At 72.0% G+C, this 19,335-nt stretch carries 16 protein-coding genes; 8 read left to right on the plus strand and 8 right to left on the minus strand.

The features are described from left to right. Positions 1–112 precede the first annotated feature (112 nt). Positions 113–3,190: a hypothetical protein gene (locus IM778_RS03925; protein WP_194410782.1), complete on the plus strand. Its 3,078-nt coding sequence runs from the start codon at positions 113–115 to the stop codon at positions 3,188–3,190. Positions 3,191–3,309: 119 nt separating this feature from the next. Here IM778_RS03925 and IM778_RS03930 read toward each other — a convergent pair whose 3' ends face one another. Both IM778_RS03930 and IM778_RS03935 read right to left on the minus strand, forming a co-directional pair. Further along, on the minus strand, positions 3,310–4,770 hold the full coding sequence (locus IM778_RS03930; protein WP_194410783.1) for an HNH endonuclease signature motif containing protein: 1,461 nt from the start codon (positions 4,768–4,770) through the stop codon (positions 3,310–3,312). A gap of 80 nt (positions 4,771–4,850) precedes the next feature. Beyond that, the gene (locus tag IM778_RS03935) at positions 4,851–5,756 is read right to left on the minus strand and encodes a hypothetical protein (RefSeq protein ID WP_194410784.1); all 906 of its coding nucleotides are present in this window, start codon (positions 5,754–5,756) and stop codon (positions 4,851–4,853) included. A gap of 181 nt (positions 5,757–5,937) precedes the next feature. On the opposite strand from IM778_RS03935, the gene IM778_RS03940 reads away from it, so the two are divergent. The 5 genes from IM778_RS03940 to IM778_RS03960 are packed head-to-tail and all read left to right on the plus strand — an operon-like array spanning position 5,938 to position 9,828. Then, positions 5,938–6,330, plus strand: a complete 393-nt coding sequence (locus tag IM778_RS03940) for a TOBE domain-containing protein (RefSeq protein ID WP_194410785.1) — start codon at positions 5,938–5,940, stop codon at positions 6,328–6,330. Positions 6,331–6,333: 3 nt separating this feature from the next. Further along, entirely contained in the window at positions 6,334–7,206 is an 873-nt protein-coding gene (gene modA / locus IM778_RS03945; protein ID WP_228484736.1) for a molybdate ABC transporter substrate-binding protein, read from the plus strand. After that, positions 7,203–8,045: an ABC transporter permease gene (locus IM778_RS03950; protein ID WP_194410786.1), complete on the plus strand. Its 843-nt coding sequence runs from the start codon at positions 7,203–7,205 to the stop codon at positions 8,043–8,045. The genes modA and IM778_RS03950 overlap by 4 nt, the downstream gene beginning before the upstream one ends. Continuing rightward, a complete protein-coding gene (locus IM778_RS03955) occupies positions 8,042–9,199 on the plus strand; it encodes a sulfate/molybdate ABC transporter ATP-binding protein (RefSeq protein ID WP_228484737.1) in 1,158 nt (385 codons plus the stop codon). The genes IM778_RS03950 and IM778_RS03955 overlap by 4 nt, the downstream gene beginning before the upstream one ends. Positions 9,200–9,222: 23 nt before the next feature. Continuing rightward, positions 9,223–9,828 (plus strand): GNAT family N-acetyltransferase, encoded by a 606-nt coding sequence (locus IM778_RS03960; RefSeq protein WP_194410787.1) that lies wholly within the window; start codon positions 9,223–9,225, stop codon positions 9,826–9,828. A gap of 13 nt (positions 9,829–9,841) precedes the next feature. On the opposite strand, the gene IM778_RS03965 is transcribed toward IM778_RS03960, so the two are convergent. The 5 genes from IM778_RS03965 to IM778_RS03985 form a co-directional block, all read right to left on the minus strand. After that, positions 9,842–10,420, minus strand: a complete 579-nt coding sequence (locus tag IM778_RS03965) for a GNAT family N-acetyltransferase (protein WP_194410788.1) — start codon at positions 10,418–10,420, stop codon at positions 9,842–9,844. Positions 10,421–10,450: 30 nt separating this feature from the next. Next, positions 10,451–12,226 (minus strand): thiol reductant ABC exporter subunit CydC, encoded by a 1,776-nt coding sequence (gene cydC / locus IM778_RS03970; RefSeq protein WP_194410789.1) that lies wholly within the window; start codon positions 12,224–12,226, stop codon positions 10,451–10,453. Then, positions 12,223–14,109, minus strand: coding sequence for an ABC transporter ATP-binding protein/permease (locus IM778_RS17710; protein ID WP_228484738.1), 1,887 nt, complete (start codon positions 14,107–14,109; stop codon positions 12,223–12,225). The genes cydC and IM778_RS17710 overlap by 4 nt, the downstream gene beginning before the upstream one ends. A gap of 83 nt (positions 14,110–14,192) precedes the next feature. After that, positions 14,193–15,224, minus strand: a complete 1,032-nt coding sequence (gene cydB, locus IM778_RS03980; protein WP_194410790.1) for a cytochrome d ubiquinol oxidase subunit II — start codon at positions 15,222–15,224, stop codon at positions 14,193–14,195. 18 nt (positions 15,225–15,242) lie between these two features. After that, complete coding sequence (locus IM778_RS03985) at positions 15,243–16,688, minus strand: cytochrome ubiquinol oxidase subunit I (protein WP_194411715.1); 1,446 nt, start codon at positions 16,686–16,688, stop codon at positions 15,243–15,245. Between the two features lie 186 nt (positions 16,689–16,874). On the opposite strand from IM778_RS03985, the gene moaA reads away from it, so the two are divergent. Beyond that, positions 16,875–17,999: a GTP 3',8-cyclase MoaA gene (gene moaA / locus IM778_RS03990; protein ID WP_194411716.1), complete on the plus strand. Its 1,125-nt coding sequence runs from the start codon at positions 16,875–16,877 to the stop codon at positions 17,997–17,999. 3 nt (positions 18,000–18,002) lie between these two features. Continuing rightward, on the plus strand, positions 18,003–18,917 hold the full coding sequence (fdhD, locus tag IM778_RS03995) for a formate dehydrogenase accessory sulfurtransferase FdhD (RefSeq protein WP_194410791.1): 915 nt from the start codon (positions 18,003–18,005) through the stop codon (positions 18,915–18,917). On the opposite strand, the gene IM778_RS04000 is transcribed toward fdhD, so the two are convergent. Next, positions 18,905–19,279 carry a hypothetical protein gene (locus IM778_RS04000; RefSeq protein WP_194410792.1) on the minus strand — a complete coding sequence of 125 codons (375 nt, stop codon included), beginning with the start codon at positions 19,277–19,279 and terminating at the stop codon, positions 18,905–18,907. The two genes, fdhD and IM778_RS04000, sit on opposite strands and share 13 nt — an antisense overlap. Between the last annotated feature and the right edge of the window lie 56 nt (positions 19,280–19,335).

The following is a 19,335-nucleotide window of genomic DNA, read 5'->3' on the forward strand; positions in this document are numbered from 1 at the left end:
AGTAATCGACCGGCGCGATCTGAGCATGCGTCCCCCATCCGGCGGGCGGTCGCCTCGCGCCACGCTCGTGCACATCAACCCCGTTCGACCGACTCTGTTCGAGAGGAAACCCATGTCTGGCACCATCGGCCGGCGCCGCAGCGTTGCACGGCTCGCCGTCGGCTTCACCGCGGCGGCGTCGCTCACCGCGACTGCGCTCGTCGCCACGGCGCTTCCTGCCGCCGCCTTCAAGCCGTACACCCACAACGTCACCGCCGAGAACGCGTACGACGACGTCGTCGCCGACGGCAACGTGACCATCGCAGGCACCGAGTACGCCGTGCGCGCCGACATCGTGACCGCGCTGCGCAACCAGCCCGCCGCGTACAACGCCGGCGTCATCGGCCCTGACGGATTTCCCGACCTCGCCTATGGGCAGGCCGTGATCCACCCCGAAGAGACCGGCGAGTGGCTCGAGCATGTGCTCACCTCCGCGTGGGACGCGCAGGACGACGCGAACCGCTCCGTGGCCGAGAAGGAGCAGATCCTGGCCTTCGCCCACGGATTCCTGACCCATGCCGCCGGCGACATGTGGGCCCACACGCTCATCAACCAGGTGGCGCAGGGCGTCTTCCCCGGCGTGGGCGACATCCTCGAGGTCGGCGACGACCCGACCGCCGCCGAGATCGCGCTGCGGCACGTGATCGCCGAGGGATACGTCGGCGACGCGACCCCCGGCTTCGACGGCAACCCGCTGCGCAGCCAGGTGCCGGGTGAGACCGACGAGACCGGTCCCGAGTACAGCGACGACGCCACGCCCGCGTTCGCGTACTCGGCACCGACCGGCTGGATCTACGACACTCTCGTGAACCCCGCGAACCCGCTGCCGGTCGGCACGTGCGGTGACGGCATCGACGACGACGGCGACGGAACGGCCGATGACGGATGCCCCGGCAAGCCGTACACGGTCGGCGACGAGCCCGAGCCGAATCGCGGCCCGCTCATCGACTACTTCATCGATCTGAAGGCCGAGCTCGAGATCGAGCGCGCGAAGCTCCAGGCGGATCTCGCACAGACGGAGTGCCTGTTCGAGACCGAGGACTGCATCGACATCGACCTGCCCGTCCAGGCCAGCACCGTGCGTGGCATCGTGCAGACGTCGATCCCCGTGATGCAGTGCATCGACTCGCCGTGCGCATGGGATCCGATCGACGGGGCGGACGACGCGTTCGTCAACCCGCCCGCGATCGCCTATCTGAATGCGTGGATCGCCGACATCGACCGGGGCCTGCGGCACTGGCCCGAGCTCGGCGAGGCGCTCTCGCGCACGCTGTTCGACGCCGGAACCTACCGCGACGCGCAGAACTTCTTGTGCGATGGGGATGCCGAGGAGGGCGAGACCGACGAGGTGCTCGACACGGATCGTGCCAAGTGCGAGGACGGCATCGGGATCCTGCAGGTCGCGGGGTACACGCTGGGTGGGCTGAACGAGACCGACAAGCCCGGCTTCGTGAACGAGTACCTGCTGTCGATGCTGGGTGCGCCCGACTTCGTGGGCGAGGTCGTCGAGGAGGGCGGCGACGTCTTCCTGTGGCTGCAGGACCTGATGCAGGAGATCATGCCCGACATCGACATCCTCGATCCGCTGCTCGCCGACGCCAAGCAGCTGCTGCTCGATCTCACCTCCGAGGCCCTCGGCTTCGACGTGGAGCAGCTGGCGAGCTTCCTGAAGCACCCGACGTACTGGATGGAGGTCGGCTCGGCCGACATCGACGTGCCCTTCTCGGACGCGCCCGTGCACGTCGACCTCTTCGAAGAGGGGGACCGGGAGTACTTGGACGCCGTCATGGGACTCGTCGACCCGCTCGTGGGCGACCAGATCGAGCTGCCGGACGGCACCGTCGTCGCGTCGTCGCGTCTGAAGGACAGCGCGGAGTGGACGCTGGAGGACTTCGAACCGGCGTACGACGCCGTGCAGATGTCGAAGCTGCTCCTGCTCGACGCGAACGGGCTCAACCAGGTGATCGCGGACCATCGCAGTGCCGGCCTGCTGCCGCACGTGTCGACGGCCCTGTACGCCGACTCGGCGGACCGCCCCGCGAACGTCATGATCGATGGTCTCGACGGCAAGCCGTGGCTGCGTTCGATCGACTCCGACCACGCGTGGCGTGCCGATCGCAAGCCGGTGTTCGAATCGCCCGACCCCGGGCACCACTCGGACGAGGAGCCCCACTACGCCGGCACCGGGCAGATGCCGCTGTGGGAGTCGTGCGTGGCGCGGTCGGCCTTCCGCGATGTGTTCCGCGACTGGGAGAACGGCGCGTGGTACCGGCCGGGGATGAACTTCCCCGACCACGGCGACGCGCCGACGGCGCCCGCCTGGATCGACGGTTCGCTGGGCGCCGCCCTCGAGATCAGCGGCGACGCCGCGGTGGTGGCGGGCGTGCAGTGGGTCGGCGTGGATCACACGTTCACGCTCACCGCGGCCGACGAGTCCTTCACGCCCGAGTCGCTGTCGACCAGCTACACCGTGTACCCGCACGGCTCGCAACCGCAGGGCTGGACGACCGTGGACGGGCCGGTCGCCGAGTTCGCCCTGCCCGCAGACGCCGCCGAGACCATCCCGTGGGTGATCGACTGGCGGGCGTCGAGCGAATGCGAGACCGTGAGCGGCACGCAGATCCTGCGGGTCGACCGCACCGCGCCGGTCATCGAGCTCACCGAGCCGGCTGCCACCGGCTACGACAGCGACGACTTCGCGAGCGTGCAGTACACGATCACGGACTCGCTCAGCGGGGTGGAGACGCAGTCGGTGCAGTTCGACGGCGTCGAGGTGCCCTCGGGTCACGTGCTCGACATGTTCACGCTCGACACCGGCGCGCACGCCGTCGAGGCGACCGCGACCGACTTCGTCGGCAATACGGCCACGGCCACGCGGGCGTTCACGCTGCTCGCGACGACGGAGTCGCTCTCGAACAACCTCACCCGGGCGGTCGCGGAGTCGCTCGTGACGGACGTGAAGGTCGAGAAGGGTCTGCGGGACAAGCTCAACGCGGCGCTGAAGAGCCACGCGTCGGGCAAGCACCCCACCGAGGTCAACCAGCTCGCGGCGATCGTCGAGCAGTTGGAGGGGCAGCTCGGCAAGGCCGTCGAAGCCGAGTTCGGAGCCCGGATGATCGGATGGGCGAACGATCTGATCGCCGTCCACTGATCGGCTGAGCAACCGGTGCGACCGGTCGGGGGAGTGCTCCCGGCCGGTCGCCCCGGTCGTGCGGCTCGTTCTCCCCGGTGCGGCTCGTTGCCGTCGGTGTTCGCCGGTTCTGCCCGGTCTCAGAACGGGGCAGGATCGCCGGGATCGCGACCCGTCGTCGTGAAGGCGGGGACCCGTCTCTCGGGTTGGACGACATAGCTGCGTCCGGTGGGCGAGATCCATCGGATGGCGCCGCCGCTGCCGGGAACCTGCCTCACGACCCAGTCGGTGTTGTCTTTGACGAGGTGGTGGCCCTTGCAGAACGGGGCCGTGTTCTCGAGGGACGTCTCGCCGCGATCGACCCAGCGGATCTGGTGGTCGATCTCGCAGCGGGACGCGGGCATGCCGCACCCCGGACCCATGCACCGATCGGCGCGCCATCTCACGAGTCGCCGGAGGGCTGCGGGTGGTTTGTATCGGTCGCGGCCGACGGACAGGACGATGCCCGACTCGGGATGGGTGAGCACCCGCATCCACCGGGCGTCGCCGCCGCACAGGCGCCGTGCCATCGAGAGCGGGATCGGGCCGACGCCCTCGACCACCGGCGGGTCGCCGATCGGCGTAGTGGCACCCGCATCGGTCGCAGCCTCCGCACCCATCGTGGTGGTGGCGCCCGTGTCGGGGACGGCATCCGTCTTCGCTCGGGCATCCGCGTCGGTCGCGGCATCCGCATCCGCGTCGATCGCCGCGGCCGTATCGGCATCGAGTTCGGCGTCGTCGTCGAGGAGCGCGAGGGCGGGGACCGTGACGACGACCTGTGCCCGGATGCCGGAGGCTGCCGCCGGCACGTGGGAGGTGGTGCCGTCGATGAGCAGGTCGGCGACGAGGTCGGCACGGATCTGGTCGAGCGTACGCGTCTCACCCTCGGCGGCGGCGATGGCCTTGGCCATCGCGGTGATCCGGGAATGGATGGCGTGCACCTCGACCGCAGGATGGTGCAGCCCGAGCAGTCCCATCCCGTCGGGCCCCCGATCCACCCATACCCGCCGCTGCGTGACCGCGGCTTCGAATCGCTGCTCCAGGGTGGCCGCCTCGACCCGGGCGATGAGGTCGCTCAGTGCTCGACGGAACGACCCGACCGGCTCCGCCTCGGCCAACGTCAGACCTGCATCCACCACCCGGCCGCGCAGCTCCGGGTCGACGGCGTCGACGAGATCGACGTAGATCTCGGCGTGCTTCTCGGTGACCCGCCCGCACGACAGTGCGTCGAGCACCCCTGGATACCTGTTCACGAGGGCTTCGGCCTGCGCGATCATCCGGCCCGCGGCGTACTCCGTGATCCGCATCGCCGCGGCCAGCTCCAAGCGGATCGACCGCTCCACGACATCCCGCACGCCGGTGCCGCGCCCGGCCGCGTCGGCCAGCATCTCGCGCCGCATCGCATCCACGCGTACCAGCCGCTGCGCCGCGAACACCGACATCATCGTCGCCGTCTCGACCACCAGATCCACTGCGTCGGGCACCGGCGGCACGAAATCCTCGAGCCCCTCCCGCGCCGACGCCGGTTCTTCGGCGCCGGCCGGCTGCGGGGGTTCGCTCATGTCACCAGTATAGAACAGATCTGCGAATAGCGGAAGAGGCTGGACATTCGAAATTCGCACACAGAAACGATGGTATGGCGCTAGGGGCTGTCGAGGAATACGCCCATCCGGTCACCGTCGAGCACGAACTGCAGGGCGCTGCCCGGCGGGAAGCGGTCGCGGAGCTCCTCCGGCATCCCGCTGTCGATCGGGATCTCGACCGTGGCCGGGAAGTTCCCGACACCGCACCCGGCGTACATGTTGCCGCTGAACGACCACGAGTTCGTATCGGTGTCCTCTTCGGGCAGCTGTTCCGTCGGAACGGCCGTGAAGCAGTCGCTGCCCGCCCCGAAGTAGCCGTGCGTGGTCTCGAACAGGGTCAAGCCGTAGAACTCGAAAGCGCGAGAGCTCGGCCCTGCGCCGAGCCAGCCGACGGGGATCTCGATCAGCGGAGACGGCTTCAGCGTGGCGATCTGCGGCGCGCCGCTCGACACCGAGACGGGCGCCATCGATGTCACCGCGTACGTGATCCCGGACGCCACGGCAGCGGACGCCACGGCCGACAGTCCCCACAGCAAGCGCATCCGTCGGGAAAGGCGGTGACGGCGGCCGGCCGCGCTGCCGGACGAGGCGGAGTCCGCCGGCGGGGCATCGTCGTGCGTTCCATCGACCGGAGCCCCCTCGCCCTCCGGCGTCCCTGCGCCGACTGCAATCGTCCCCGCAGCCGGCGCCGCCTCCGTCCCCGTGCCCGGGGCCATCCCCGCCGTAGCTGCATCCACCGCGACGTCCGCCCGCGCCGCCGACTCGGGCTGCGGCTGCGATCCCGCCGGCAGCGTGCTGGTGACGCCTGTCGCCGCGGCGGCCGAGGAGCGGGTGGTCGATCCGCTGGTCTGGGCTTCGAGCTCGCGGAGCCGCCGCAGCGCCCGGGGATCCTGATCGATGTCGGCATGCGGGCCGTACGCGCGTGCTCGCAGCGCGCGCAGTTCCTCGAGGGCTGCGGTGTCCATCCCGGGCATCGTCTCACGGACGCCGAGTCCGCAGGAGCAGTCCACCGGTCTCCCTCGGCTCCGCCCCCGCGCCGGCAGACCCCTCTTGCCCTGCCGCGGACGATCGACGGCGCACCGTCGACCCCGCATCTGCGCCGAAAATGCGGCTCTCAACCCGCATCTGCGGTGATACCGTGCTGTCATGCCCAGCTATCGCATCTCGGAGGCCGCGCGCCTCCTCGGCGTGAGCGACGACACCGTCCGCCGCTGGGTCGACGCCGGTGCGCTTCCCACGACGGACTCGTCGCCCGCGCGGATCCCCGGTACCGCCCTCGCCGCCCGCGCCGTCGAGCTGGCCTCCGCGCCGGCCGATCCCTCCGACGTGCTCTCGAGCGCCCGCAACCGCTTCGTCGGGCTGGTCACCCGCATCCAGCGCGACGGGCTCATGGCGCAGATCGACATCCAGTCCGGCCCGCACCGCGTCGTCTCGCTCATGTCGGCCGAAGCCGCCGACGACCTCGGGCTCGAGGTCGGGTCGCTCGCGTCGGCGGTCGTGAAGGCGACGCACGTCATCGTCGAAGCGCCGAAGGGCTGACGCATGACCTCGACACGCCTCCTGCGCCGGCACGCGATCCGGATGCCTCGTCCTCGCCGCACCGCGCCGGTCCTCGCCGTGCTGCTCGCCGCCGCGCTCCTCGTCTCCGCGTGCGGGGCCGCCGACCGCGCGCCCGGGGCCACGCAACCCGGCACCGCCGGACCCGGCACCGCAGAGCCGGGCACCGGCGCGGCCACCGAGCTCACCGGCGAACTGAGGATCTTCGCGGCCGCGTCGCTGCGGGCGGCGTTCGACGAGCTGGCGACGCGGTTCGAGCAGAGGCATCCGTCGGTCGACGTGCTGCCGGTCTCGTACGACGGCTCGGCGACGCTGGCCACGCAGCTCGTCGAGGGCGCACCGGCCGACGTGTTCGCGTCGGCCGACGAGAGCACCATGGAGCGCGTCGTCGACGCCGGGCTCGCGACCGAACCGCGCGACTTCGCCGCCAACACGCTCGTGATCGCCGTCCCGCGCGGCAACCCGGGCGGCGTCAAGACGATCGAGGACCTGGCCGACCCCGCGCTCACCGTCGTCCTCTGCGCTCCCGAGGTGCCGTGCGGTGCGGCATCCGTCGCCCTCCTCGCCGACAACGCGGTCACGGTCGCGCCCGCGAGCCTCGAGCAGAACGTGACCGCCGTGCTCACCAAGGTCGCCGCGGGCGAGGCCGACGCGGGGCTCGTCTACGCCACGGACGTGCGGGGCGCCGACGCGGTCGCCGCCGTCGCCGCTGCCGGCTCGGAGCGCGTCGTGAACCGGTACCCCATCGCGGCGCTCGAGGAGGCGTCCAACCCCGACGCGGCCGCGGCGTTCGTCGCATTCGTGACCTCGCCGGACGCGCGCGCGGTCCTGACGGAGCTGGGGTTCGGGGCGCCATGAGCATGCCGTCGGCGGAGCGCGTCGGCGACCGAAGCGATGCCGGTGCCCGCGAGGGGTTCGTGCCGCGGGTGCTCGCCGTGCCGGCGATCGTCGGGCTGGCGCTCCTGATCCTTCCGCTCGGCGCGCTCGTCGCGCGCGTGGAATGGGCGACGCTGTGGAGCGACATCACCTCGCCCGAGGCGCTGTCGGCACTCAGTCTCTCACTGGCGACCGGCGCCGTCGCGACGCTCGCGTGCATCGCGCTGGGAGTTCCGCTGGCGCTCCTGATCGCCCGCAGCCGCGTGCGCACGGCCGCGGTGCTGCGTGCCGCCGTCACCGTTCCGCTGGTGCTGCCGCCGATGGTCGGGGGCGTGGCGATGCTGTTCCTCTTCGGACGCACGAGCCCGCTCGGCGGCGCGCTCGCCGAATGGGGCATCCGCATCCCCTTCACCACGACCGCCGTGGTGCTGGCGCAGACCTTCGTCGCCCTGCCGTTCCTCGTGCTCGCGCTCGAGGGCTCGCTGCGCGCGACCGGCGTGGGCTACGAGCAGGCGGCCGCGGGCCTCGGCGCCGGTCGCTGGACGATCCTCCTGCGCGTCACGCTGCCGCTCGCGGCGCCCGGGCTGATCGCCGGCATCGTGCTGTGCTTCGCACGCGCGATCGGCGAGTTCGGGGCGACGGCGCTGTTCGCCGGCAACGCGCCGGGGGTCACGCAGACGATGCCGCTCGCGATCTACACCGCGTTCAACGGCGCCGGCGTCTCGCAGGGCACGGCCGTCGCACTGTCACTGCTGCTGCTGGTCACCGCGATCGGCGTGCTGCTGCTCGTGCGCGCGTGGCGGGCGGAGGCGCCGCGGTGAGCGCGCGTTCGGCGGCGCGTGCGGCGGTGGCTCGTGAGGGCACCGGGGCAGGGCTCGACGCCCGCGTGGCGGTCGATCGCCCGGGGTTCCGCCTCGAGGCCTCGCTGCGGGCGGATGCCGGCGACGTCCTGGCCCTGATGGGGCCGAGCGGCGCGGGCAAGTCGACACTGCTGGCGGTGCTCGCGGGACTGCTGCGCCCGGGCGGCGGGCACGTGCGCTTCGGCGGACGCACGCTCAGCGCTCCGGGCGGGCCGAGCGTCGCGCCGGCGCGGCGCGGCATCGTCCTGCTCGGTCAGGATCCGCGGCTGTTCCCGCACCTCAGCGCGCTCGCGAACGTCGCATTCGGACTGCGGGCGCACGGGATGACGAAGACGGATGCCGCGTCCGCCGCGGCCGACTGGCTGCGCCGCGTCGGACTCGCCGCGTTCGCCGAGCGTCGTCCGGCGCAGCTGTCGGGCGGTCAGCAGCAGCGCGTCGCGCTCGCACGGGCGCTCGCGACGACGCCCGACGTACTGCTCCTGGACGAACCGCTGACGTCGCTCGACGCCGAGACGGCGGGCGACGTGCGTGCCCTCGTGCACGAACAGCTGTCGGCGACGCGCACGACCGCGATCGTCGCGACGCACGATGCCGTCGACGCCGTCGCCCTCGCGAGCGAGCTCGTCGTGCTCGAAGCCGGGCGCGTTACCCAGTCCGGACCCGTGCGCGACGTGCTCGCCGCACCGGCGACGCGCTTCGCCGCGGCCGTGGCCGGCCTCAACCGCGTTCCGGGCGTGGTGCGCGACGGGCACTGGCGCAGCGGCGGCCTCATTTTCGCGGTCGATGGCGCGGAAGGCGCAGCAGATCCGGGTGGCGCGGGTGGCGCGGCAGGCACGGCCGGCACGGGAGCCGCAGGCACGGCCGGCACGGAGGAGCGCGCGGCCGTGTTCGCGCCGTCTGCCGTGCACCTCGGCCCGGCGGGGGCGGTGTCGGGGGACGGCGCCTGGACCGCCCGCATCACGCGGCTCGAGCAGACGCCCGCTGGCGTGCGGGTGCGCACCGCCGATCCCGACGTGGCCGTCGACATCGCGGCCGATCGGGCGGCGGCGCTCGGCCTCGCCCCCGGAGTCGAGGTGGGCCTGCGGATCTCGCCCGGCGACGTGCGGTTCGCATGAGCATGCCGCACTAGACTCGCCCGGTGTCACGCATCCGAGCCTTCCGACCGGGGGACGAGCCCGCCCTCGCCGACATCTGCCTGAAGACGGCGGATGCCGGAGCCGACGCCACCGGAATCCTCCGGGACGACGATCTGTGGGCCGAGATCTTCGTGCTGCCGTACGCGGCACGGCACCCGGAGTTCGCGTTCGTCGTCGAGTCCGACGACGAACGGGTGGTCGGGTACATCGTGGGCGCCCCCGACACGGCGGCGTTCGAGGACTGGTTCGCGACCCAGTGGTGGCCGCGCCACGCCGAGCGGTGGCCAGAGCCGGGTCCCGAGGCCGAGGGCGAGACGCGGCAGGACGGCATCGTCCGCTACGCGTACGGGCGCCGGAGCGGCCCCCAGCCGTTCGGGGACGAGTATCCCGCCCACCTGCACATCGACCTGCTCCCCGAGGCACAGGGCCAGGGACTCGGGCGCCGCCTCATCGAGACGCTCGAACACGCTCTCCGCGAGGCGGGAGTGCCCGGTCTGCACCTCGTGGCGACGGCCGGGAACGCCGGCGCGATCGCCTTCTATCCGCGCGTGGGGTTCGCGCCCCTTCCCTCGCCGCGCGGCACCCAGGCGTTCGGCAAGCGCCTCTGACGCGCAGGCCGGATCAGTCCTGCCCGCCGGTGGAGTCTCGCTCGTCGGCGGCGGCCGCCGACAGGTCGCGCACGCGGCGCCGCTCGTGCAGCGTGTACGGCGTATGGCCGCCGATGACGCGCTCGTCGACCATCACGGCGCCGTCCTCGCGCCAGCCGTGACGCTCGTAGAAGGCGGCGGCGCGATCGTTGCCCTCGAGCACCCAGAGGTGCGCGTGGCGGAAGCCCGAGGCGCGCAGCCGCTCCTCGACGGCGGTGATGAGCGCGTGACCGACGCCGCGCGACCACTCCGAAGGGACCGCATACAGCGCGAACAACTGTCCGTTCCGCGGCAGCTCGCGATCGATCGACGGGCCGAACGCCGCCCACCCGACGGCGGCGCCGTCGCGCTCGGCGAGCACGTCGCGCGTGCGCGGGTCGGCGTGCATGTGGTCCCACCGCTCGGCGCGTCGTCGGCTCTCGGTGACGGGGTCGAACTGGGCGAGCACCTTGCCGTCGATCAGCCCGGCGTAGGCGGCGCGCCACGTCTCGATGCGGATGCGGGTGATGGCCGCGGCATCCTCCCGCGTCGCCTGCCGGATCGTGAGCGCCACGCTCCCGACGTTAGCGGGCCGCGGGCGAGGTCACGAGGCGTCGCGCCGGCCGGTGCCGACGATGCGGCCGTCGTCGATCCGCACGGTGCGGTCGACGAGCCCGTCCGGCACGGCGACGTGCGAGATCAGCACGACCGCCTGGTCGTCGCGCACCGCGCCCAGCAGATCGACGAGCAGGCGATCGGATGCCGCGGGATCGACGCCCGCCGTCGGCTCGTCGAGCACGAGCACGGGGAAGCCGCGCAGCAGCGCCCGCGCGAGGGCGATGCGCTGCGCCTGTCCGCCTGAGACGAGGGCGCCGCGCTCGCCGACCCGCGCGTCGAGCCCGCCGCGCTCCCGCAGCCATCGGCCGAGCCCGACCCGCTCGAGCACCGCCTCGAGCTCGGCATCCGTCGCCGTGTCGCGGGCGAACAGCAGGTTCTGGCGCACGTCCTCGTCGAAGAGCATCGGATGCTGCTCGCACAGACCCACGGTGAGGCGCACGTCGTCGGGGGCGAGGGCGTGCACCGAGCGGCCGCCGATGTCGTAGCCGCCGTCGGTCTCGAGGAACCGCACGAGCGCGTGCGCGAGCGTGGACTTGCCCGCTCCGCTCGGCCCGATGACCAGCAGGCGCTCGCCCGGAAGGACATCGAGGTCGACATCGCGCAGGGCGTCGGCCGTCGCACCCGGCCACCGGACGGACGCCCCCCGGACGCGCACGCCGTCGCCGAGCGGCGGGGCTTCTCCGGTCGGGGCGATCCGCTCGCGGACGAGCTCGCGGGGCGCCTCCGCGGGGAGCGCATCGGCGATGCGCTGGGCCGACGCGCGCACCTGACGCCACGAGGCTGCGGCCAGCGGCACAGTCGCGAACACGTCGAACACCGCCATCGGCACAAGCACGGCGACCGCGAACTCCGGCCCGCCGAGCGCACCAGAAGCCAGACCCGGAGCGGCGGCCGCGATCGCGAAGACGGATGCCGCGCCGGCCAGCAGCGAGACGAGCGCGGTGGTTCCGGCCTGCGCGCCGGCGCGACGCACGACCGCGCGACGCAGGGCGGCGTCCGCGGCCGCGATGCGCGCACGGCTCTCGGCCTCGGCGCCGAACGCCGCGAGCACGTCGAGGCTGCCGAGATGGTCGAGGATCGCGTCGGCGAGGCGGCCGCGCAGCGGCGCGATGTCGCGCTCGGCACGGGCACCCGACGCCCAGCCCCACAGCGCCGCGACCGCTGCAGCGACGAGGAGGCACGCGAGCAGGGCGAGCGCGGCCGGCCACCACACGATCGCGACGAGCACGACGGCGGCGAGGGCCACGAGCGCCGACGACACCAGCGGCTGGACCACGCGCAGGGGCAGGTTCTGCAGGTCATCGACGTCGTCGACGAGCGCGCCGAGCACGGATCCCCGGCGCGTCCGCGCGAGTCCGTCGGGGGCGAGCGGCACGAGGCGCCGCACCAGGTCGGCGCGCGTGGCCGCGAGCTGCCGCAGGGCCGCGTCGTGACCGGTGAGCCGTTCGAGGTAGCGGAACACCGCCCGGGAGATGGCGAAGAACCGCACGCCCACGACGGCAGCCGACAGGTAGAGCACGGGCGGCTGCTCGCTCGCCCGCACGATGAGCCACGCGCTCACGGCGAGCAGCGCGACGGCGGACGCCTCCGACGCGAACCCGGCTGCGAGCGACCACCAGAGCCGTCGCGCCGGCGGCAGCGCCCCCCGCAGCACGTGGTTCGCCGAGAGGGGAGGTCTCCCCTCGGTGCCCGTCGCTCCGGCGTGGTCCGGTCGTACGGCGACCTGACCTTTCGCGGTCCCCGGCGGGGATGCGGGGGTCATGCCGGGACCTCGGCCGTATCCAGGCGGAGCACGGCGTCGGCGACGTCCCGGGCCGACGTGCGGTGAGAGACCAGCAGCACCGTCGCGCCGTCGTCGGCGAGGCGACGGATGCCGCGCCACAGGCGCGCCTCCGTGTCGGGGTCGAGCGCCGAGCTGGGCTCGTCGAGTGCGATCACGGCGGCGCGCCCGCGCAGGTGCCGGTAGAACGCCCGCGCGACGGCGACGCGCTGCGCCTGGCCGCCCGACAGCCCGGCGCCCTGCACGCCGAGCTCCAGCGCCGGGTCGAGCATGCCGGCGCACGCGAGGTCGAGAGCCCGTCGCACGACGGCCGGAGCGGGGTCCGCATCGCCGAGCGACACGTTGGCCGCGATCGTGCCGGCGACGAGTCCGGGCCGCTGCCCGGCCCACGCGAGCCACTCCGACGGGGCGAGCCCGCGCACGTCGGCGCCGCACCAGGTCGCGGTGCCCTCGAAGGCAGCGGCTCCGCGCAGTGCCGCGAACAGGCTCGATTTGCCGGCGCCGCTCGGGCCCTCGATGAGCGTGAGGGTGCGCGGGGGCGCGGCGAGGTCGACGGGGGGCAGGCGCCGGTCGCCGCGGTGCACCCGCACTCGCCGCAGCACGAGGGCGTCGTCGGCTGGGGGCGTTTCGTCTCGCTCGCTGGCGCTCGCTCGCTCAACGACCGGGGGGTGTGCCAGGGCGTGGTCGGCTCGGGGCGTTTCGTCTCGCTCGCTGGCGCTCGCTCGCTCAACGACCGGGGGGTGTGCCAGGGCGTGGTCGGCTCGGGGCGTTTCGTCTCGCTCGCTGGCGCTCGCTCGCTCAACGACCGGGGGGTGTGCGAGGGCGTGGCGGGGTGGGGGCGTTTCGTCTCGCTCAGCGACCGGGGGGAGCGCCGCGGCGGCGTCGAGCACTGCGAAGACGTCGTCGGTCGCGGCCACGCCCTCCGCGGCGGCGTGGAACTGCACGCCGACCTGGCGGAGCGGCAGGTAGGCCTCGGGGGCGAGCAGCAGCACGAACAGCCCGACGGCGAGCGCCAACGACCCGTCGATCAGGCGGAACCCGATCGACACGGCGACGATCGCGACCGAGATGCTCGCGAGGAACTCCAGCGCGAACCCCGACAGGAACGACACCCGCAGCACGCGCATCGTCTCGCGCCGGTAGTCGTCGGTGACGTGCTCGATGGATGCCGCGGCCCGATGCTGACGGCCGAACACCTTGAGCGTGGCGAGCCCCTGCACGGTGTCGGCGAAGCGCGCGGCGAGGCGTTGCAGGGTGGTCCACTGGCGCCGCTGGACGGTGCGCGTGGCGAGACCGATCAGCACCATGAAGATCGGGATGAGGGGGAGGGTGAGAAGCACCGTGAGCCCCGAGATCCAGTCCTGCCACCACATCACCGCGACGATGATCGGCGTCGCGATCACCGTCTGCACGAGCTGGGGCAGGTACCGGCCGAAGTACGCCTCGAGCGCGTCGAGCCCGCGCCCCGCCGTCACCGCCAGCCCCGCCGAGTTGCGCGCGCCGAGCCACTCGGGTCCGAGAGTCCCGAGCGCGTCGAACAGGCCCTCGCGCAGCTGCGTCTGCACGCGTGCGGCCGCCCGCGCGGCGACGGCATCGCGCGCCCACAGCAGCACGGCACGCAGCGCGACCACCGCCGCGAGCGCCCCGAGGGTCGGCGCAAGCGAGGTGAGAGGCATCCCGTCGATCGCGTCGGTGACGGCGGTCGTCAGCAGCCATGCGAACGCGACGATGACGAGCGTCTGCGCGACCGAGATCGCGCCGATCGCGACGAAGAAGCCGCGCGACGCGGTCGCATAGCGCAGCAGCCGCGGATCGACGGGCTTGCCCGGCATGCGCTCGGGCCCGTCGTCCTGCGTCTCATCCATGGCGTGTCCGACCCTACCGATCCCGTCGCTCGGGCCGTTCCGTCTCCCTCTTCCGCGGGCGAAGCGAAGCGAAACGCATCCGCTCAGTGCGCGACCGTCGCGGCCGCCTCGATGTGCGAGCGGGTGATGCGCTTGCGGAAGACCCAGTACGTCCAGCCCTGGTAGGCGAGCACCAGGGGCAGGAAGATGAGCGCCGCCCACGACATGATCGTCAGCGTGTAGTCGGTGCTCGAGGCGTTCTCGATCGTGAGGCTGTAGGCCGGGTCGGTCGTCGAGGGCATGACGAACGGGAACAGCGCGAACCACACCGCGAGCACCGCCGACACGATGGTGAACGCGCCCAGACCGAAGGCCCAGCCCTCGCGTCCGCGTGCGTTCGCGATCCACGAGCCGAGGAGCAGCACGGCCGCGACGACCGAGAGCACCATCGTGATCGCCGCGAACTCACGGCCCTGCCCGAACGCCATGACGACCGTCCACACGAGGAACGAGGCGGCGACGAGGATCGTCAGCGCTCCCGCCCGCGCGGCCAGCCGGCGGGCGTCGGCCGCCACCTGCCCGTCGGTCTTGAGCGCCACGAAGTACACGCCGTGGGTGAAGAACAGCAGCAGCGTCGTCGCGCCGCCGAGCAGGCCGTACGGGTTCAGCAGCGTCAGGAGCGACCCGGTGAACTCCATGCTCTGGTCGATCGGCACGCCCTGCACGATGTTCGCGACCGCGACGCCCCACAGGAACGCGGGCACCGCCGAGCCGATCACGATCATGCGGTCGAAGGACTTCTTCCACCGGAGGCCCTCGCGCTGGTGCCGGTACTCGAACGACACCCCGCGGGCGATGAGCGCCAGCAGGATCACCAGCAGCGCCAGGTAGAACCCGCTGAACAGGGTCGCGTACCAGTGCGGAAAGGCCGCGAACAAGCACGCACCGGCGACGATGATCCACGTCTCGTTGAGATCCCACACGGGACCGATGGTGTTGATCACCTGACGCCGGCTGACGTCGTCCTTGCCGAGGAACGGCAGCGACATGCCGACGCCGAAATCGAAGCCGTCCAGCACGAAGTAGCCGACGAACAGGAATCCGACGATCCAGAACCAGAGGTAGGCGAGATCCATGACGTTTCTCCGGTGCTCCTAGTAGATCGTGGTCGGGGTGTCGGCGACGGCGAGGTCGCGCGGATCGGGCTCGTCGGGCCCCGGCAGCGGGTCAGGACCCTTCTTGGCGGTCTTCACGATGAGACCGAACTCCACGACGGCCAGTGCCGCGTAGATGAGGGTGAACGCCGTCAGCGAGATCAGCACCGTCCAGCCCGGCACGTTGGGCGAGACGCCGTCCTCGGTGAGCATCAGCCCGAAGACGATCCACGGCTGCCGGCCCATCTCGGTGAAGATCCATCCGACGAGGATCGCGAACAGCGACGCGGGCCACGCCCAGATCGCCAGCTTCCACGCCCACGCGGGAACCTCGCGCCGGGCCTTGCGCCGGGTCAGCCACAGGCCCGCCACCGCGGTGAGCGCGGCGACCCCGCCCAGGCCGATCATCCAGCGGAACGACCAGTAGGTGACCCAGAGGATGGGCGCGAAGTTGCCGTCGACGCGGTCGGCGAACTCGGGGAACATCTCGGTCGTGTACGCCAGGTTGAGGTCGTTGATGCCTTCGACGCATCCGTCGATCGAATGGGTCGACAGGAGCGCCAGCAGATACGGCACGCGGATCGAGAACAGCTCGCTCGAGCCGTCGGGCGTGCCGAGCGTGAACAGCGAGAACGAGGCATCCGCCCCGCATGCGCTGTCGAACATGGCCTCGGCCGCCGCCATCTTCATCGGCTGCGTCGCGACCATGACGAGGCTGAGCTGGTCGCCCGACAGGGCGACACCGCCGAACGCGACGATCATGCCCCACAGGCCGTACTTCAGCGATGAGCGCATCATCTCGACGTTCTGCCCGCGCAGCAGATGCCAGGCCGAGATCGAGATGATGACGCCGGCGGTCATCATGAACGCCGCGAAGAGCGTGTGGGGGAGTGCCGCCAGCGCGACGGGGTTCGACAGCACGGCGAAGAAGTCGGTCATCTCGGCGCGCGAGCCGTCGTCGGCCATCCGGAAGCCGACCGGATTCTGCATGAAGGCGTTCGCCGCGAGGATGAAATAGGCCGAGAACCACGCGCCGATCGTCGCGATCCAGATGCTCGCGAGGTGGAGGGCCCTGGGCAGCTTGTCCCACCCGAAGATCCACAGGCCGATGAACGTCGCCTCGAAGAAGAACGCCATGAGCCCTTCGAAGGCGAGGGGAGCGCCGAACACGTCGCCGACGAAGCGCGAGTACGCCGACCAGTTCATGCCGAACTGGAACTCCTGCACGATGCCGGTGACGACGCCCATCGCGAAGTTGATCAGGAAGATCTTGCCGAAGAACCGCGTGAGATGCAGCCACTTCACCGTGCCGGTGCGGAACCACGCCGTCTGGAAGATCGCCACCGTCAGCGCCATGCCGAGCGTGAGTGGAACGAACAGGAAGTGGTACAGCGTCGTGAGGCCGAACTGCCAGCGGGCGAGCAGCAGGGGGTCCAGCAGATCCATCATGCGCTTCCGATCGTTGCCGGGGGATCGTGGTGCGATCACGATATCATGTGGTCAGACCACACAGTCAAGCGCTCGTTCCGCGTCCGCCCGCCCGGCGCGGGGCTACCCTCGAAACATGGCGAACCGGGCACGGCGATCGGGGACGCCCGCGTGAACGCGATCCCGGTCACGATCGGGCGACGGATGCCGGCGCCCGCGGCACCCGCGGCGCCCGGGGCGGTCGGCGCCCCGCTCGTCGACACCCACGGCCGTGTGCACCGCGACCTGCGCATCTCGCTCACCGACCGCTGCTCGCTGCGCTGCACCTACTGCATGCCCGAGCAGGGCAACGAATGGCTCGCCAAGACCAGCATCCTCACCCTCGACGAGATCGAGCGCGTCGCGCGGGTCGCCGCAGCCGACGGCATCACCACGTTCCGGCTCACCGGCGGCGAACCGCTGCTGCGCACCGACATCGTCGAGGTCGTGCGCCGGCTCGCCGCGATCTCGGGCCCCGACGGGCGGCCCGTCGAGATCGCGATGACGACGAACGGCATCCGTCTGCCCGAGGTGCTGCCCGCGCTGATCGACGCGGGCCTCGCGCGGCTGAACATCTCGCTCGACACGCTGCGCCGCGACCGCTTCCGCGAACTCACCCGCCGCGATCGGCTCGACGACGTGCTCGCCGCGATCGCGGCGGCCTCGGCATCCCCGCTGCGCCCGCTCAAGCTCAATGCGGTCGCGATGCGCGACGTCAACGACGACGAGCTGGTGGACCTCGTCGAGTTCGCCATCGCGCACGACGCGCAGATGCGGTTCATCGAGCAGATGCCGCTCGACGCCGGGCACACGTGGGACCGCGCCCGCATGGTCACGCAGGACGAGATCCTCGCCGCGCTCGGCCGGCGATGGCGGCTCACCCCCGTGCCGGGCCGCGGGGGAGCGCCCGCCGCCCGCTGGATGCTCGACGACGGCCCGCACTCCGTCGGCGTCATCGCCTCGGTCACGGCCCCGTTCTGCGGCGACTGCGACCGGCTGCGGCTCACCGCCGACGGGCAGCTGCGCAACTGCCTGTTCTCGACGACCGAGTACGACCTGCTGCCGGTGCTCCGCGAGGGCGCTGCGACCGCGCGTCTCGACTCGCACGCTCGCTCGCGGACCGAGGACCCCGCGGTCCTCGAGCGAGCGAGGAACGGGCAAGACGAAGCGCCCGAAGCGGGCGTCGACCGGATGCTGCGGGCCTGCGTCCGCGGCAAGCTCCCCGGTCACGCCATCAACGACCCCGCGTTCCTGCAGCCGGCGCGCGGCATGAACGCGATCGGGGGCTGAGCCATGGGACGCATCACCGCGCGCAGTCCCGTCACCCGCATCTCGCTCGAGGGCGGGGCGCAGACGGCCCGCCGCCGCGCCGACACGCTCGTGGTCGAGGAGCCGCTCGAGATCCGCGTCGGCGGCGAGCCGCTCACCGTGACGATGCGCACGCCCGGACACGACATCGAGCTGGCCGCCGGATTCCTCGTGTCGGAAGGGGTGATCGCCCGTGGCGGCGAGTTCCGCTCCGCGATCCACTGCGGCGGCCCCGGCACGGCGGCGGCAGGGGACGCGACCGTCGGACCGAGCCTGCTCGGCATCGGCGCGACCGAGAACACGTACAACATCCTCGACGTCTCGCTCGCCCCGGGCGTCGAGATGCCGCTCACCGACATCACGCGTAACTTCTACACGACGAGCTCGTGCGGCGTGTGCGGCACGGCGTCGATCGACGCGATCGAGAAGGCGTCGCGCTACGAGGTGGTGACGGATGCCGCGACCGTCGACGCGACGCTGCTCGCGGGGCTTCCCGACGCGCTGCGCGCCGGGCAGACGGTGTTCGAGAAGACCGGCGGCCTGCACGCGGCGGCCGTGTTCGACGCGGCGACCGGTGAGCTGCTGGTGCTGCGCGAGGACGTCGGGCGGCACAACGCCGTCGACAAGGTCGTCGGCTGGGCACTGCTCGAAGACCGGCTGCCGCTGACCGGCACCGTGCTCCAGGTGTCGGGGCGAGCCAGCTTCGAGCTGGTGCAGAAGGCCGTGATGGCCGGCATCCCGATCCTGTCGGCGGTGTCGGCGCCGTCGTCGCTCGCGGTCGAGCTGGCCGCGGCATCCGGCCTCACCCTCGCGGGATTCGTGCGCGGCACCTCGCTCAACGTGTACTCACGCGCCGAGCGGGTGCTGGTCGGCACGGCCGTGGTGGATCAGAACACGTAGAGGTGTCCGAGCACGATCGTCACGACGAAGAACACGCCGACGATCACCGCGATGATCGCGAGGGTCTTGCCCGACAGCTTCGCGACGCCCCAGCCGACGAGGAACGGCAGCGCGATCAGGAAGATCGCGACGATCCACCAGAACGCGACGTAGCCTCCGGTGGTCGCGTCCGACAGGCGCCCCGCGAACAGCTGCTGTGTGGCGGGATGCGTCGCGAATCGCAGCGCGGCGCCGATCGGGACGGCGACGAACGCGAACACGATGAGCCCGATGAGGGCTCCCCACAGTCCCGGGCTGCCGTTGCCGCTGAGGACTCCGCCGTGCATCTCGGGTTCTGGGCGCTGCTGCTTGTGTGATGCCATGGCCCAGACCTTAGCGGTCCGGGGACGGCCCGCGCGTCGTGCGATCCGCATGAACC

Origin of the sequence: Microbacterium cremeum (genome assembly GCF_015277855.1) — a bacterium.
GTDB lineage: Bacteria > Actinomycetota > Actinomycetes > Actinomycetales > Microbacteriaceae > Microbacterium > Microbacterium cremeum.

Coding starts and splice junctions, on each gene's coding strand:
- cydC (WP_194410789.1), bottom strand. CDS start 12,226: ATGACCCCCGCATCCCCGCCGGGGACCGCGAAAGGTCAGGTCGCCGTA.
- IM778_RS03930 (WP_194410783.1), bottom strand. CDS start 4,770: ATGAGCGAACCCCCGCAGCCGGCCGGCGCCGAAGAACCGGCGTCGGCG.
- modA (WP_228484736.1), top strand. CDS start 6,334: ATGACCTCGACACGCCTCCTGCGCCGGCACGCGATCCGGATGCCTCGT.
- IM778_RS03935 (WP_194410784.1), bottom strand. CDS start 5,756: ATGGACACCGCAGCCCTCGAGGAACTGCGCGCGCTGCGAGCACGCGCG.
- IM778_RS17710 (WP_228484738.1), bottom strand. CDS start 14,109: ATGGATGAGACGCAGGACGACGGGCCCGAGCGCATGCCGGGCAAGCCC.
- fdhD (WP_194410791.1), top strand. CDS start 18,003: ATGGGACGCATCACCGCGCGCAGTCCCGTCACCCGCATCTCGCTCGAG.
- moaA (WP_194411716.1), top strand. CDS start 16,875: ATGCCGGCGCCCGCGGCACCCGCGGCGCCCGGGGCGGTCGGCGCCCCG.
- IM778_RS03950 (WP_194410786.1), top strand. CDS start 7,203: ATGAGCATGCCGTCGGCGGAGCGCGTCGGCGACCGAAGCGATGCCGGT.
- IM778_RS03940 (WP_194410785.1), top strand. CDS start 5,938: ATGCCCAGCTATCGCATCTCGGAGGCCGCGCGCCTCCTCGGCGTGAGC.
- IM778_RS03925 (WP_194410782.1), top strand. CDS start 113: ATGTCTGGCACCATCGGCCGGCGCCGCAGCGTTGCACGGCTCGCCGTC.
- IM778_RS04000 (WP_194410792.1), bottom strand. CDS start 19,279: ATGGCATCACACAAGCAGCAGCGCCCAGAACCCGAGATGCACGGCGGA.
- IM778_RS03985 (WP_194411715.1), bottom strand. CDS start 16,688: ATGGATCTGCTGGACCCCCTGCTGCTCGCCCGCTGGCAGTTCGGCCTC.
- cydB (WP_194410790.1), bottom strand. CDS start 15,224: ATGGATCTCGCCTACCTCTGGTTCTGGATCGTCGGATTCCTGTTCGTC.